20 protein-coding genes and 3 pseudogenes are annotated in these 13,432 nt (G+C 49.7%); 13 read left to right on the top strand and 10 right to left on the bottom strand.

The window, feature by feature from the left end:
* The first annotated feature begins 594 nt into the window (after window positions 1–594).
* Window positions 595–786: an N-acetylmuramoyl-L-alanine amidase gene (locus JVX88_RS30290; protein ID WP_410503808.1), complete on the top strand. Its 192-nt coding sequence runs from the start codon at window positions 595–597 to the stop codon at window positions 784–786.
* A gap of 81 nt (window positions 787–867) precedes the next feature.
* Entirely contained in the window at window positions 868–1,203 is a 336-nt protein-coding gene (gene psb28, locus JVX88_RS30295; RefSeq protein ID WP_036000358.1) for a photosystem II reaction center protein Psb28, read from the top strand.
* A gap of 81 nt (window positions 1,204–1,284) precedes the next feature.
* On the opposite strand, the gene JVX88_RS42485 is transcribed toward psb28, so the two are convergent.
* From JVX88_RS42485 to JVX88_RS30315, 4 genes are all read right to left on the bottom strand, one after another.
* Window positions 1,285–2,028: a proprotein convertase P-domain-containing protein gene (locus JVX88_RS42485; protein ID WP_211622180.1), complete on the bottom strand. Its 744-nt coding sequence runs from the start codon at window positions 2,026–2,028 to the stop codon at window positions 1,285–1,287.
* 123 nt (window positions 2,029–2,151) lie between these two features.
* Window positions 2,152–2,511 (bottom strand): hypothetical protein, encoded by a 360-nt coding sequence (locus JVX88_RS30305; protein ID WP_211622181.1) that lies wholly within the window; start codon window positions 2,509–2,511, stop codon window positions 2,152–2,154.
* 8 nt (window positions 2,512–2,519) lie between these two features.
* On the bottom strand, window positions 2,520–2,849 hold the full coding sequence (locus JVX88_RS30310; protein ID WP_211622182.1) for a YnfA family protein: 330 nt from the start codon (window positions 2,847–2,849) through the stop codon (window positions 2,520–2,522).
* Between the two features lies 1 nt (window position 2,850).
* Window positions 2,851–3,165, bottom strand: a complete 315-nt coding sequence (locus tag JVX88_RS30315) for a hypothetical protein (protein WP_211622183.1) — start codon at window positions 3,163–3,165, stop codon at window positions 2,851–2,853.
* 165 nt (window positions 3,166–3,330) lie between these two features.
* Here JVX88_RS30315 and JVX88_RS39495 point away from each other — a divergent pair.
* Window positions 3,331–3,450, top strand: a pseudogene (locus JVX88_RS39495) (hypothetical protein); the annotation flags it as partial.
* 369 nt (window positions 3,451–3,819) lie between these two features.
* Here the strand turns inward: JVX88_RS39495 and JVX88_RS44570 are convergent.
* Both JVX88_RS44570 and JVX88_RS30335 read right to left on the bottom strand, forming a co-directional pair.
* Window positions 3,820–3,951 (bottom strand): annotated as a pseudogene (locus tag JVX88_RS44570) (hypothetical protein); the annotation flags it as partial.
* A gap of 161 nt (window positions 3,952–4,112) precedes the next feature.
* The gene (locus JVX88_RS30335; RefSeq protein WP_211622185.1) at window positions 4,113–4,406 is read right to left on the bottom strand and encodes a calcium-binding protein; all 294 of its coding nucleotides are present in this window, start codon (window positions 4,404–4,406) and stop codon (window positions 4,113–4,115) included.
* Between the two features lie 229 nt (window positions 4,407–4,635).
* Between JVX88_RS30335 and JVX88_RS44575 the strand changes: the two genes are divergently transcribed.
* The 3 genes from JVX88_RS44575 (at window position 4,636) to JVX88_RS30350 (ending at window position 6,318) form a co-directional block, all read left to right on the top strand.
* Window positions 4,636–5,001: a histidine phosphatase family protein gene (locus tag JVX88_RS44575; RefSeq protein WP_211622186.1), complete on the top strand. Its 366-nt coding sequence runs from the start codon at window positions 4,636–4,638 to the stop codon at window positions 4,999–5,001.
* Entirely contained in the window at window positions 4,893–5,846 is a 954-nt protein-coding gene (locus tag JVX88_RS30345; protein WP_211622187.1) for a hypothetical protein, read from the top strand. Before JVX88_RS44575 ends, JVX88_RS30345 begins: the two co-directional genes overlap by 109 nt.
* Before the next feature lie 97 nt (window positions 5,847–5,943).
* Window positions 5,944–6,318, top strand: a complete 375-nt coding sequence (locus JVX88_RS30350) for a PIN domain-containing protein (RefSeq protein WP_211622188.1) — start codon at window positions 5,944–5,946, stop codon at window positions 6,316–6,318.
* Here JVX88_RS30350 and JVX88_RS30355 read toward each other — a convergent pair.
* The gene (locus tag JVX88_RS30355; protein WP_211622189.1) at window positions 6,293–6,766 is read right to left on the bottom strand and encodes a transposase; all 474 of its coding nucleotides are present in this window, start codon (window positions 6,764–6,766) and stop codon (window positions 6,293–6,295) included. The genes JVX88_RS30350 and JVX88_RS30355 overlap by 26 nt on opposite strands.
* Between JVX88_RS30355 and JVX88_RS44580 the strand changes: the two are divergent.
* From JVX88_RS44580 to JVX88_RS30375, 5 genes and pseudogenes are all read left to right on the top strand, one after another.
* Window positions 6,765–6,906, top strand: a pseudogene (locus JVX88_RS44580) (transposase); the annotation flags it as partial. The gene JVX88_RS30355 and the pseudogene JVX88_RS44580 sit on opposite strands and share 2 nt — an antisense overlap.
* On the top strand, window positions 6,882–7,772 hold the full coding sequence (locus JVX88_RS30360; RefSeq protein WP_410503809.1) for a reverse transcriptase domain-containing protein: 891 nt from the start codon (window positions 6,882–6,884) through the stop codon (window positions 7,770–7,772). The pseudogene JVX88_RS44580 and the gene JVX88_RS30360, both read left to right, overlap by 25 nt.
* An 11-nt stretch (window positions 7,773–7,783) precedes the next feature.
* Entirely contained in the window at window positions 7,784–8,539 is a 756-nt protein-coding gene (locus tag JVX88_RS30365) for a hypothetical protein (RefSeq protein WP_211622191.1), read from the top strand.
* A 258-nt stretch (window positions 8,540–8,797) separates the two neighbouring features.
* Window positions 8,798–9,199, top strand: a complete 402-nt coding sequence (locus tag JVX88_RS30370) for an ATP-binding cassette domain-containing protein (protein WP_211622192.1) — start codon at window positions 8,798–8,800, stop codon at window positions 9,197–9,199.
* On the top strand, window positions 9,190–9,978 hold the full coding sequence (locus JVX88_RS30375; RefSeq protein ID WP_211622193.1) for a tyrosine-type recombinase/integrase: 789 nt from the start codon (window positions 9,190–9,192) through the stop codon (window positions 9,976–9,978). Before JVX88_RS30370 ends, JVX88_RS30375 begins: the two co-directional genes overlap by 10 nt.
* Window positions 9,979–10,161: 183 nt before the next feature.
* On the opposite strand, the gene JVX88_RS43410 is transcribed toward JVX88_RS30375, so the two are convergent.
* Window positions 10,162–10,644, bottom strand: a complete 483-nt coding sequence (locus JVX88_RS43410; protein ID WP_211622194.1) for a helix-turn-helix transcriptional regulator — start codon at window positions 10,642–10,644, stop codon at window positions 10,162–10,164.
* Window positions 10,645–11,080: 436 nt separating this feature from the next.
* Here JVX88_RS43410 and JVX88_RS30385 point away from each other — a divergent pair, with 436 nt between their 5' ends.
* Together JVX88_RS30385 and JVX88_RS43415 are read left to right on the top strand one after the other, a co-directional pair.
* Complete coding sequence (locus tag JVX88_RS30385; RefSeq protein WP_211622195.1) at window positions 11,081–11,638, top strand: Dps family protein; 558 nt, start codon at window positions 11,081–11,083, stop codon at window positions 11,636–11,638.
* Between the two features lie 227 nt (window positions 11,639–11,865).
* The gene (locus JVX88_RS43415) at window positions 11,866–12,081 is read left to right on the top strand and encodes a hypothetical protein (RefSeq protein WP_211622196.1); all 216 of its coding nucleotides are present in this window, start codon (window positions 11,866–11,868) and stop codon (window positions 12,079–12,081) included.
* Between the two features lie 27 nt (window positions 12,082–12,108).
* Here JVX88_RS43415 and JVX88_RS30395 read toward each other — a convergent pair whose 3' ends face one another.
* Window positions 12,109–12,705 carry an HD domain-containing protein gene (locus JVX88_RS30395; protein ID WP_211622197.1) on the bottom strand — a complete coding sequence of 199 codons (597 nt, stop codon included), beginning with the start codon at window positions 12,703–12,705 and terminating at the stop codon, window positions 12,109–12,111.
* A gap of 234 nt (window positions 12,706–12,939) precedes the next feature.
* Window positions 12,940–13,386 (bottom strand): PEP-CTERM sorting domain-containing protein, encoded by a 447-nt coding sequence (locus JVX88_RS30400; protein ID WP_211622198.1) that lies wholly within the window; start codon window positions 13,384–13,386, stop codon window positions 12,940–12,942.
* Window positions 13,387–13,432 lie beyond the last annotated feature (46 nt).

Consider the following 13,432-nt stretch of genomic DNA (forward strand, 5'->3'; position numbering starts at 1 on the left):
AATTTAACGCGCGATTTAATGTGAGAGTCAACTAGATAGCAAGCACCATCACAATAATTAAGCTGTCAAATCATTCACTAAAGGGTGTAAATAAGCAAGTTTTAACTGACCAACACCATTAGCAGCAATTTGTAAATCAACTCAATTCTAGTCCAGTCTGTCCAACATCTCAGGATCGGATATCTCTACCTGGGCTAAAGCAATTGGAGCCTGGATTGGCAGTGTACAGAAATTGCTGAAATTATCCTATCATTCGCAAATATAGGAAACGGGCAAGCGATATTAACGTGAGCCACTATTTGCTCTTTGGACTATTTGCTCTTTGGACTGTTTGCTCTTTGGCTATCGATGTAGAGTTAGTAAATGCAGAAATAAATGCAGAAATAAATGCAGAATTAGTGTGAGGCTATCCAATTGTTTTTCAAGATACGCTGAGCGAATTGCGATTGAACTCATGCAGCAGAGAAGTTTGCGATCTGATCGCTCTCCTAACAGTTGGCGTTGACAGGTGAGGTTAGTGGTTCCCAATTTACGATCGCCTTTTAGAAGTAGCTCTGCGCCTCTATTCACAAGGCGCTGACTCGAACAGCAGATATTGAAGACCGAGGGGTTCATGCTGCTCATTTCACCACCCTACGGCAGTCGCCTGTACCAGCAGTTCATGTCGAAGTTGGCTATATCAGCGTCAGCACCGATGGAACAAGTCTGGCTAATTTGGCCTATCACCGCTACTTGGCCCGACCAATTGCCAACGGCATTTTCCGATATGTCCGGCAGCAACGCTGAGAACATTTCGGTCTGGGCTGGAAAGATGGGAAGATAAGTTTAAGTTCACAATAAGTAACTGTAAAAACTGTAAAAAGAAGCATGGCTGAAATTCAATTCTCCAAAGGAATCACCGAAGATGTTGTGCCCGATGTGCGGCTGACCCGTTCTAAAGATGGCACGAACGGTACTGCCACCTTCTATTTTGAGAAGCCAAGAGCACTCAGCAACGACAGCACCGAGGACATTACGGGCATGTACCTGATTGATGAAGAAGGCGAAATCATGACGCGAGAGGTTAAAGCCAAATTCATCAACGGTCAGCCAGAGGCGCTGGAAGCCGTTTACATCATGAAGAGTGTTGACGAATGGGATCGGTTTATGCGGTTCATGGAGCGCTATGCAGAAGAGAATGGCCTAGGCTTTAGTAAAGCTTAAGCAGGGGACGAGTGAGTACTACGCTCCAGGTGATGCTGTAGTGCGGGCGTCTTGCCCGCGACCGTCCCTAGTTCCAGTCCTTCAAACTCCTAAATCCAACTGCCAGTTGCGCAACTGGCCTTTGTTTTCTGGCACCCAGTCGATGATATGCAGTCGCCACTTGCCCTGGACCGGATGACTGAGAACTGTTTTGAGCCATAGGGTCGTTTCTAGGGAGTAGGTCGTTTTAAGGCGTGTTAGCCGTCCAATCGCTCGACTTTGTAGCAGTACCTTAGTTTCCCAAGGTGGAATCAGGTAGACCTCCAGATCGCCCATAAACTCGTGTTCAATGTCAATGCGGACCTCAATATCCTGCACCGAACCAGCCTCTGTGATCTGAATGGTGCTACTTATGCCTTCCGGGTCGCCATCGGGAATGTCCAGTGGTGTTGAGTTGCTATATTGAATCCACCGCTGAGGCAGTGGTAATGGTGTTATCTGCTGCTGAGCGAACTGCAGCGCTTTGACGGCGTTGACCTTGCCGAATCCAAAGGCAGCGGAATAGCGATTGGCGTCGTAGTGGCCTAGCTGCAGCTTCAGTTGGGCATCGGGTTCCGGATCCAGAATTTTGTCTGCCGTTTGCTCTAGAATTTGCCGTACCTGGAGCGCGGTCAAGTCTGGATGAATTGATAGCACGAGGGCTGCGACTCCGGCTACGATGGCACAGGCTGCCGAGGTGTCACCCATTAGGGCTGGATTGACTGCATCGGCAGTTGTAATTGTTGCAGGCGGTTCGTCTAGGATAATGGCCCGTCCAAGTGCATTCATAGAAGTATTGGCAGGCATCGGTCGGCATAACTTCTGTCTTTTTACCGCCGCATTCCGGGCAGATGATCGTTGATGTATTTGTTTCGGTCTCCATTCCATTCTGCACAACGAAAATTGGTCGGACAAGAGGACAGGTTTCGATCAACTTATAAAGATAAGTAATATTCCAGAAGGATCCCAAACATGACAAATGACAGCTCCATCGATCTCTTCAGGTTCTGCAACCTTTGCCGTTCCGAACTCACCCTGTTCAATTACTTGCTTGGCGTGAAGATGCCATGCCTTCGCATCATCAACGCCGAATAACATCATAAAATTGTCAGCCCATTCCTTCTTATAATAATTTTGGAGACGAAAAACTGCTCCTCCGAGACGGCAATCCACATCACCTGCCCAGACCTCAGTAAGCTCAAAGCCGAGTTTTGAATAGAAAAGCTTGGAAAGCTCAAAATCCTTCGCAGGCGTGTAAATTTTCAGATCATTTATTGTTAATTTCATCATTTTATGAATCAAGCACGAGGCCAATACATAATAACGCAAACCCCGACCAAGGCTATGAATCCACCGATAATGTCTATCCGGTCTGGCGTTACCTTTTCAACTTGCCAGCCCCAGATCAGGGCGAGGACTATAAAAAATCCGCTATATGCAGCCTGTATGCGTCCATAGTTTGTAGGTTGTAAAGTGTGTATCATTCCGTAAATTGCAAGAACCACAACCCCTGCGATTCCAAAAAAGAACGAACGGCCTGTCCGCAACCAAAGCCAGATCAAGTAGGCTCCACCCAGTTCGCAGATACCCGCGAAAAGAAAGTAAGCGACCGATCTTGGTATTTCCATATTATTTGAATGTGGCTTCGATGAACTCCTTAGCTCCTTTTGGCCCGGTCAGAGATAGTTTTATCGGGCCGGTTCGTTCGATCGAAAGGTGGAAATCAAGGAAAGGACAGCATTGGCGTTCAAGCCTAATAAACTCCAGAACTTTCTCCAAGGTTTCAGCATCTGATGGAAACGAATATTTCGAGCCTTCCGCCATAGACTCCACACTCGTTACACGAGGCATCAAGTTTCCGATAATCTCACGCTCGCGGCGTCTAAAATCTTCATCTGACAGTGTGCAAACGATCGGGATATCTGGGCTTTTTCTTAATTCCATAATTGTAGGGTAGCGTAAAAGTGGTTAAGAATGCGATTCATCCGGATCGATTGAATCATGGTAATGGTCGGCTGAGAAATCATCCGGATCAAGGCAAAGTTGTCATCGCATTTATTTCGCGATACTTTACGCTTTTGACGCAAATCAAACTTGGAGCAAATGTAAATGTCATTGATCGAACAGGTGTGGGCACGGGAAATAATGGATTCGAGAGGGAATCCGACTATCGAAGCCGAGGTGATATTGGAAGACGGAACGACCGGCCGGGCTCTCCTAGCTTTGGGAGAGGAGGGCTGGGGAGGTGAGGGCAAATATAGTTGCACATCGCGTTATTTATTTGATGTCCAATCTGATATCCAAATGGACAGATAAACACAGATAAACTAATTCATCTTGTGCAGCAATGCTCAAATCCAAATTGAAGGAGCGGGATGGGAAAACCCGCTAGCCACCGTTCGAGCTAGTTGAAACCAATCAACGGTTGGATAATTGCTCAGCAAACAAACTGACCCTGAGAAACGCACTCATCTCTCCCATCATTGCTCAATCGGCTCATACTGGCGAGGCTGTCTAGGGAGAGTAAACGAACTGCAATATGTCTCCAACGTATCCTCAGCAACCGAGAAATCTGCAATTCGATCAACCCCTTCGTTGCTAAATAGGTGCAAATCTATCTCTACCGATACCACCATCGATCAGATCAGCACCAAAGCCTCCATAAATGAAGTCATCTCCGACTCCTTCCACGATAGTATCATTACCCATTTCACCAAATAGCCTGTCACTACCATCGCGCCATCAAGCCAATCGTTGCCATTAAATCCGTTTAGTTATATCGGCAAAATGTCATCACTAGCACCACCACCGAGCCAGTCGTTTCCAGTTCCTATATTTCCTCCAATATCACTATCTCCATCTAGAAAATCAATACCATCGCCGCCTTCTAGTCAATCATGGCCATCCCCACCAAGCAAAACATCAATACCAGCATTACCATAGAGAAAGTCATTTCTATCTTGGCCATATAAATGATCGTCCTCTGCTCCGCCAAAAATTATATCGCCATTGCTGCTAGAATACACAGTATCGTATCCTGTACCTGCATCAATGATGTCAAATCCTGCGTTTCCGTAAATGACGTCATTTGCAGTTGTGCCATTTAGAATATTGCTGGGTGTTGCTGAATAGAGGTATGAATTGCCCCCTAGCCTCCCAATTCTGGGGGAAACCGGACCTTTCAAAGTCCCAAGTATGGCTTGGAGTATGCAAACCGATTGAGAAGGTATGGTGCGATTTGAGGAAAGTATGGTTTGTGTTCACAATTTCCCTAACAAGCTGGAAACTTGATTCCATCTGATGAATCTACCAGGCTATTACCTTACTGAATTAGTGCAGGTTGATACCCCTAGTAACTAGAGACTGCATTTGTCGTATGGTATTGAGGTGTATCAGTTGATGTAACATAAACCTATGGGGCGACGAATCTACTTGGTGCGACATGGGCAGGCCGCCTATGTAAAGACTGTGCCGAAAGACATCCACGGCTACTTGACGGATTTAGGACAGCAGCAAGCTCTTTTAACCGCCCAGCGCCTATCTCAGTTGCCCGTCAGTAAAATCTACCACAGCGATCTGCATCGAGCTTGTCAAACTGCAGAACTGATTGGTTCAAAATTACCGAATGCTGTTTTGCAAGCATCGCTTATCTCCAGTTCGTTATCGACCCTTTGGTTCTGGGTTCGGCAAAGGACATCGCTGTTATACGCGATGGCGTCAAAAAGCTTGTCGATGAGGCACGCACAACGAATCAGAAGGTCTCGCCGGACGTCTATTTGACCATTTCGCGTTCACTGGTCGCGGCGATCGATGCCAAACAGACACAGAATCTTCGTGTAAAACTGGCGACGCAGCAGCTCCGGCAGAAGATCGACACGAAGAACACGGAACAGGAGAAGCGTGAGGTCTTTGCCGAGCTAGAACGTTTCAAGGCGGAACAGGAAGACGAAGCGATCCTTCGGCTCTCGGAAGACTACGAAAAGGGAGCGATCCTTGTTTTTTACTTTGCCGATCAGCTAAAGGGTGTTGAGAATTCCGGTTTCGATATCGCTGCATCGATGCGCGAGATGCTGCTTTCTTTCGATCCTGCAAAAGAGACCGGCCGGTATGCTTCCTTTGCCGACGCGCGTAAACGGGCGATCGCGGCCCGTGAATCGCGAAGAGCGGGCGGAACGGAAACGATCTTAGTTGAGAACCCGGTTACAACGCGGCTGATCGAGATCGATAAGATGATCACTGCGAAAAAGCTGGCTGAAGCTTCAAAAGCGCTCCGTGAACTTGTTGACAAAGACCCCGCCGACGCACGGATCTACTACAATATCGGACGCGTCGCAAGCCAGTTAGCCGCCGACCTTGCCGATCCGGGCGAAGAGGATCAGCTTCGTGCGACGCTTCTCGAAGCCAAGGTTGCATATGAGAATGTGATCCGCATCGCGGCGGCAAGACGTACCGATGCCGCTCTTGTTTCGCTTTCTTACGTTGCGCTCGCCCGTATATATGAATTCTTCGGTGATACTACGTACGCCGTCGGTATCTATGACGCCGCGATAAAGGTGGGCGATGTGACCGGCGGAGCCTATAAAGAAGCCCTGGCCGGAAAAGCAAGACTCCTTAGGGACCAGTAAATACCATAGACAACTTTTTCCGACACCACGCCTGAGTGCTTTCAAGCTCAGCACCGGCGTGTGCTTCAGCCTTGATTTTTCGTTAAACTTGTGGGAAATGAAACGCCTTTTTTTGATCGATTCAATGTCCCATATATTTCGGGCGTATTTTGCTCCGATGGGTGCCCGGCAGGAACCTCTAAGGAACAGCAGCGGCCAGGTAACGCAGGCAGTTTTCGTCTTTACGAATATGCTGCGAAAGCTGATAAATGATGAGCGTCCCGACTACATCGCTGCAGTTTTTGATACCGCCGCACCCACCTTTCGCCATGATTCTTTTGAGGCATACAAGGCGAATCGTGAAGAGATGCCGGAAGACCTCGCCTCGCAGCTTCCTTTCATAATTCGTGTTTGTGAGGCGTTTAATCTTCCGATTCTGAAGATGGATGGCTACGAGGCAGACGACATCATCGGCAACTGCGTATTCCCTTGAACACTAATGCACGCATTGCAGCCGGATGAGAATTGCTCTTGGCTCGCTGCATTCGATAATAGCCTTGCGCCCAAGCACAATGATGTCGGCTCTGGTTCGCCCACTCTACAAACCTCTGTCGCAGGAAAATCGGACAACTCCATCGCCAATGGCTCCAATTCTTTTTACCGCTACTCTCCTTGACGGACGCAATGCCGAAATCGCACATCATTTGCTGAGCATTATCAAAGCGCGATCTGTCTTCACCAAAGGCCGCTAGTAATCGGGGAGCTAGATGCTCTCCAGCACCAGGAAGGGCAGCAAACCAAGCTGCATCGGGAAGTGTCGTGAAACAACGATCGATCTTGAATGATGCCGAGATGCAGCCACTTGAAGGCTGAGGTGGTCCCCAAAAATTGGACAGGGGGTTAAGCTCTGAACCACTCAAAAGATGATAGGAGTAGTTCATGAGTAACAAACGTAAGCAATACCGCCCTCAATTCAAAGCCAAAGTCGCTTTGGAAGCCATTCGAGGCGAGAAAACTGTTTCCGAGTTAGCCAGCCAGTACGAAGTGCATCCGACGATGATTAACAACTGGAAACAGCAGGTGTTGGAGGAAGCGGGCAGTCTGTTTGAGAAGGGGAGCGAACCGACAAAAGTCGATGAAAGCCAGCAAGCCCAAATCAATGCGTTGTATCGGCAGATTGGGCAATTGAAGGTGGAACGGGATTTTTTAGCCATACCGAAGCGAAACGGGGGGACAAGAGTCCTGGGAGTGCCTACCGTGGGGGAAGTGGTCAAAAGGATGCTTGAACCAGTACTGGAGCCAGTGTTTGATGAGAATTCCTATGGGTATAGGCCGAGGCGGTCAGCCCATGATGCGATTGCCGTCACGCGTAAGCGCTGCTGGCAATATGACTGGGTTGTCGAGTTTGACATTCAAGGACTCTTTGATAACATCAACCACGACCTGTTGATGAAGGCCCTGAGGCATCATTGTCAGTGTCGGTGGGTGCTGTTGTATGTAGAGCGTTGGTGGAAGGCACCCCGACAAGAACCTGATGGGACGCTAACACAACGGAGTCAAGGAACCCCACAGGGAGGCGTTGTGAGTCCGCTACTGGCAAATCTGTTTCTGCACGACGCTTTTGATGCGTGGGTTAGACGGGAAATGCCACGAGTTCCATTTTGTCGTTATGCGGATGATGGATTGCTGCATTGTCGCAGTCGTCGTCAAGCCGAATACGTGATGACACGGCTAACAGAGCGATTCCGAGAGTGTGGATTGGAGATCAATCCAGACAAGTCAACAATCGTCTACTGCAAAGACAGGAATCGACGGGAGGAGCATGAGGTCGTCAGTTTTGACTTTCTCGGCTTTAGGTTTCGACCTCGGCGGTGTGTAGACCGAGGCGGTAACATCCATCCCAACTTCCCGCGGAAGCGGAGAAGGCCAAGACACCTCGGCCTCTGACCTCAAAGGAAATGCAGTTCCTTTTCACCGAGGCGTCGCCGCGTCACTATACGACGGAAATGACCGCCACCCGGCTTGCATATTCCAATGCGGGTGAGGCGGCACGAACAAAGACGGACGCCCTCATCCGTGGCGAGATAACACCGAGCAAAGAAGCAATGCAACTGATAGAGAGTCTTGAATCGCGGCTCGAAAGACGACACTCGACAGAATCATTATCGGCTACAAAACACTTCCTTCAGAGCCTCAAGTCGCCAAATGATGATCTGCGATATAAAAATCCGTTCGATCATTCCGCAGTCTATCGCAGGCTGCCGCCAGCCGAGCGAGATTTCGTTTATCAGCGTGCGGTGTTTCAGAAAGAAGATTTGGAAGCAAGACAACAAATAAACAATGACAAAGTGATACAAAACAATCTTACTTCGGGTACGATTGTTAATAGATCGGCAGATAGACTGACTGATCTCCGTCGGGGGATTGTATCCGATCTGGTTGAGATACTCCGAAGTCACCCAGAAATCAATCAGTCGGTTTTAACAAAGCAAACGAAATCAATCGTCAACGATCGGATTATTCGAGATGAGCCATCCGGATCCGTACAGATCGAAGCAATCAATAACCTCGGAAATAAACTGGCCGAGGGAATCGGGGAGATTCACATTTCTCATTTTGATCGCGAGTCAAACACCACGGACAAATTAGTAGCCGCTACTCAGATTTGGAGCAAGGGCCGGGGCTCAGAGAATCCAATCATCCAAAGCCGTTGAAACTAGCACATTATGGAATCAGTCCCATGCACGGATCCCGTTCACCATTTCGGATAATTTCAAATAATTCATTAACCTCAAAACTCAAATTGTGTTCGATACTCCCTTACAACCATTGGGTTTACATTAATTTATTTTCCCATCTTGCTCATGTAACAACCCTTGTAGCAGGAGCCTTTGCGTGTTGGTGGTGGCTAACGACAACAGGAATTGGGGTGCGTAGGCGAAATCTAAAACTGACACTTTGTTGCGAACGGGGTGGCGTCTAATGGAATGGTCGAGGATAATCTTTTCTCGACCAGGCGTGATCTCTGGGCCTCGAAGGGAAAAATAATGTTCGTAAACGTCGAAAACATTAACTTCAGCTACACCGTGGGGACGCCGGTGATACGGGATGTTTCGTTCGATTTGGATAAGGGCGAGACGTTGGCTGTGGTCGGTGCTTCGGGGTGTGGGAAGTCAACTCTATTGCGGATCATTTCCGGCATATTGCCGCAGACGGAACAACATTTGCTAACCGGAAAGGTGTCGATCGGTGGCGTTTCGCCTGACGAATACCGAAGGTCCGGCAAGTTGGCGTTTATGTTCCAGGAAGCGACGTTGATGCCTAATCTTTCGGTGAAAGACAAATCTCAGCGCATGAGGTGCTTTTGGCGCTGAAGCGCATCGAGCGCACCAAGAAGTACTATACCGCCTGTAGCGTTCGTGCGACTTGCAGCCAGGTGTTTCGCTTCGGGATCGCAACGGCGCGTGCAGAGCGCGACGTGTGCGCCGATCTGCGCGGGGCCCTGGTCACGCCCAAGGTCGTCCATCGCGCGGCGATCACGACGCCCAAGGGCGCCGGTGCGCTGATGCGCTCGATCGAGGGTTACGAAGGTCACCCCAATGTTCGCGCCGCGCTGCGACTGCTTCCGCACGTCTTCGTTCGTCCCGGGGAACTGCGCCATGCGGAGTGGAAAGAGTTCGACTTCGAGCGCGCGGTCTGGACCATTCCCGATCACAAGATGAAGATGGGGCGCGCTCACGCCATACCTCTCTCGCGTCAGGCGATCGAGATTATCGCGGAGCTGGAAACCGACGAGAGCGACAGCCCCTATCTGTTTCATTCGCTGCGCGCGGCGAACAGGCCGATTTCCGATAACACCATCAACGCGGCCCTCCGGCGTCTCGGCTATGCCCAGGATGAAATGACCGCGCACGGGTTTCGAGCTATGGCAGCCACCTTGCTCAACGAGATGGGTACATGGAACCCCGACGCCATCGAGCGGCAGCTTGCGCACGCCGAACTCAACGCTGTCCGGCGCGCCTACACCCGAGGTCAGTACTGGGATGAGCGCGTGCGAATGATGCAGCACTGGTCGGACTATCTGGACGATCTGCGCGGCGCGGCGGCTCCTTCACGTCGAGCGGTCGGTTTGCGCGCAGCGCCGCATCAATGAATTGAAGCTCTACAGGCTTGGTGATCGAATAGGCGTAGGGACGCGCTTCTATGCGTCACGGAACCCTGTTTAACATGATCCATCCCTCGCGTTGAAGTTTCGGCGTTTCTTTAACTCGGGCCAGCGATCGGAGACGTCGCCTGAAGCTCCGCCTGATCCAAACCCGGGGGAGTACAGGTCTGCCTATCGACGGTCCTCGGCCGAATAGAACATCGGATTGTGCATCCACGCCTTGATGGCCGACTCCCGCCATCCCGCACAGCGCGCGCTTAGCTGGATGTTCCTCGGGAACGTACCGGCCTGCATTTTCCTGTAGAGTGTCGAGCGGCTGAGGCCGGTTCGATCGAGAACGGCATTCAGACGAAGGATGCGGTCGGGGTTGTCGGGCATAGTGTGATCCTTTGTGCTTGGCTTTGATCCCCCCGCGAACAGCATCGGGATAGTCGAGGCTCGCGCAACCGTCGTGAGGGGGGGAGATTGGTTCAAGAGGGCCAAGGGCGGCACAAAGATACGCTGGCGTAGATGGAGGGTTCTGTCTTTCGGGTTCCATAGCGTCTCACGCCTGCGGCATGACCGCGCTCTACGCCGTCTACGCGGCGCCGAGCCACACTGCGGCGTCTCTCTCAACGCTGCCCAAAGCGAACAATTGGCCAGCCAACCAGCCACTAGCTCTATACGCTACAGAAATTTTCATCTAAACCAGCATAATTTGATTGGAAGCGGAGCGCTAAACGCTGGGAATCGTCCTGATTTTTATGCCATTTGCACAACCTTTTAACCAGTTTCTCTTGAGCCTAATTCTCTTTTAGTTTTGAGAAGTTGTGTGATTCGTTTTATTGATAATTAATACACGAAACAGTTGATAAAGATATTCGGCAAATCGAGTATTAATTCTCAACATCCTGAAGCAAACTAAAAGAAATTTTTAGATAGATTTTAGGTATATTGAGAATTACTTCTACTAACTCAATAGAGAGCAGTTGACGGGTTGATGTAACGTCGATACAGTAAGGAGTAAATCCACCCAAAATGCTTGCCTCAAGGCATTTTGAAATGACTATTTAAGTTGGGATACTCCCACTTGCACTGAGAGGAGAACACTATGTCTACCACTGGAATGCTTTTGCAGCCATTTGATCAGATGCGCGACAATCCAGTGATGCTGGAATTAAGCGTTACAACTCCAATTTGCGAAGGATTGAATGTCGCGCTAGCCAGTTTCCAGGCGTTGTATTTGCAGTATCAAAAGCATCATTTCGTTGTCGAAGGTTCAGAATTTTACTCATTGCATGAATTCTTCAACGATAGCTATGAAGAAGTGCAAGGACATGTCCATGAAATTGGTGAGCGTTTGAACGGCTTGGGTGGTGTTCCTGCGGCCAGCTTCAGCAAGTTGGCAGAGCTGTGCTGCTTCACCCCCGAATCCGATGGCATCTATTCCTGTCGCCAAATGATAGAGCACGATCTACAAGCCGAGCAGGCGATTATTCAGGTAATCCGTCGGCAAGCCAGCCAAGCAGAAAGTCTGGGGGACCGGGCCACTCGCTACCTATATGAGAAAATTCTTCTAGAAACCGAAGATCGGGCGTTCCACCTCGATCATTTCCTGGCTCACGACAGCCTGACTCTTGCCTTTGTTGGTACTAGCAACGGCAATTAATGCCCGAAGCTGACCATTCCGCATAGACTGGAAACATAACCTAAATGTTAGGCTCTGGATGCTCGTCCTTTGGCATCTGGAGTCTATTTGTTCAGGTTGGTTTATTCGGATTGTTAACTCAAAGTACTGACTCAAAGTACTGACTCAAAGTACTGACTCAAAGCATTGATTCAAAGCATTGATTCAAAGCGTTGGCTCAATTGGTTCACTCGGACTTGGAGGCACTCTTGCATTTTTCCTCTGCCTATTTGCTAGTTTCCCACGGCAGTCGCGATCCCCGGCCCGAAATTGCCCTAGAGCATCTAGCTGAACTGGTGCGGCAACGCCTACAAGCAAGACGGCAACGACAAGGACAGTCTCTAGCAGTAGGACGAGAGGTGTGGAGACAGGAGCAGATTCAAAACCCTGCGCCGCCCGCGCAGGGTTTTGGGTTTTATGTTTAATTAGGCTCACCTACTCAGGCATACAGTTCAGGAAGGCTGATTAAGATACCCAGCCGCCACACAATCTTCAATTACCTGCTGCATAAATGTCCAGAGCTGGGGAGCACCCGTTTCAATTGGAGCAATCCGCTTCATCACTTGGTCGCGGGTAATCTGGTGTAGTCTCCAGGTGCCGCCTTGTGTTTGTTGATTATGGAGTACAGGTTGGAGGCGATCCAGAGCAGCAGCAAATTTCGCAGTTGCGGTCTGTTGTGCTTCAAATTCTTGCCAGAGCTGATGCAGTTCCTTGGCCTGATCGGGTGGCAGTAAGCCAAAAATGCGCTCGGCTGCTTGATTTTCCCGTTCGCTTTTGTCTAAATGCCCCTGAACGTCATAGCAAAAGGTATCACCGGCATCGATTTCGACCAGGTCATGGATCAGCAGCATTTTGATTGCCTTGAGCAGATCTGTTCCGGTTGGTGCGTACTCTGCCAACACAAATGCCATGATCGCGATATGCCAGGAATGCTCAGCGCTATTCTCCCGACGGGAACCATCGGTGAGCAGCGTTTGTCGCAGAATCTGTTTCAGACGGTCAATTTCTAAAACAAACTGAACTTGCTGGGTCAGGCGAGAGGACTGCATAAACATGGACTGCATAAACAGAGAGTTGGGTGAACGCCATCGCCATTGTAGCGAGATTGTAGCGAGATTGTAGTAAAAATGTAGCGTGATAGCTAGAATTCACGTCTTTTCTAGACTGCTTTGGCTAAAACAATTTAGGAGCCAGAAACAGGCAATCGAAGGCCGATCCCTGAATTCTGACTCCTCTGCACCCGTGATTTTAATTTTGCTTGTAGAGCTTATAAACTCGATGATTTAGTTGTTTGGCTTCCGCTTCATCAACTTCAAAGCGCCCACGCTACCCAAGGCCAGCAAAATGGTACTTGGCTCTGGAACCTCGACCGGCTCCTCAACGGGCTTTTCTGTTGGAGGCGTGAAAGCCACGGGAGGAAGCGCGATTTCAGGCTCTTGCGGCTCTGGTTCTGGGCTGTCTGCCATCGGTACATCCGGCAATTCTGGAGAGGGAGGCTCGGCTGGCAATTCGGGCGCAGGTGGATTGAACGTAACCCGTGTTTCTTCGCTTGGTGGTTCTGGTGCAGCGGGCATCTCTGGTTCAGGAGCAGGCATTTCGGGTTGAGGTTGAATGACAATCGGTGGCTGGTTCGTTGGTTCTGGTGGGGCAGGCGGATCAAATGTTATCGGCTTTTCCTCAGGCTGAGGTTTGGTGCTGATGGGAACTTCCTCTCCTGGCGGCTCTGGCACAACCGGATTAGAGGCAATTGGCTTCTCTTCGTTTGGCGGTTTAGGC

The organism is Leptolyngbya sp. 7M, from assembly GCF_018128485.1.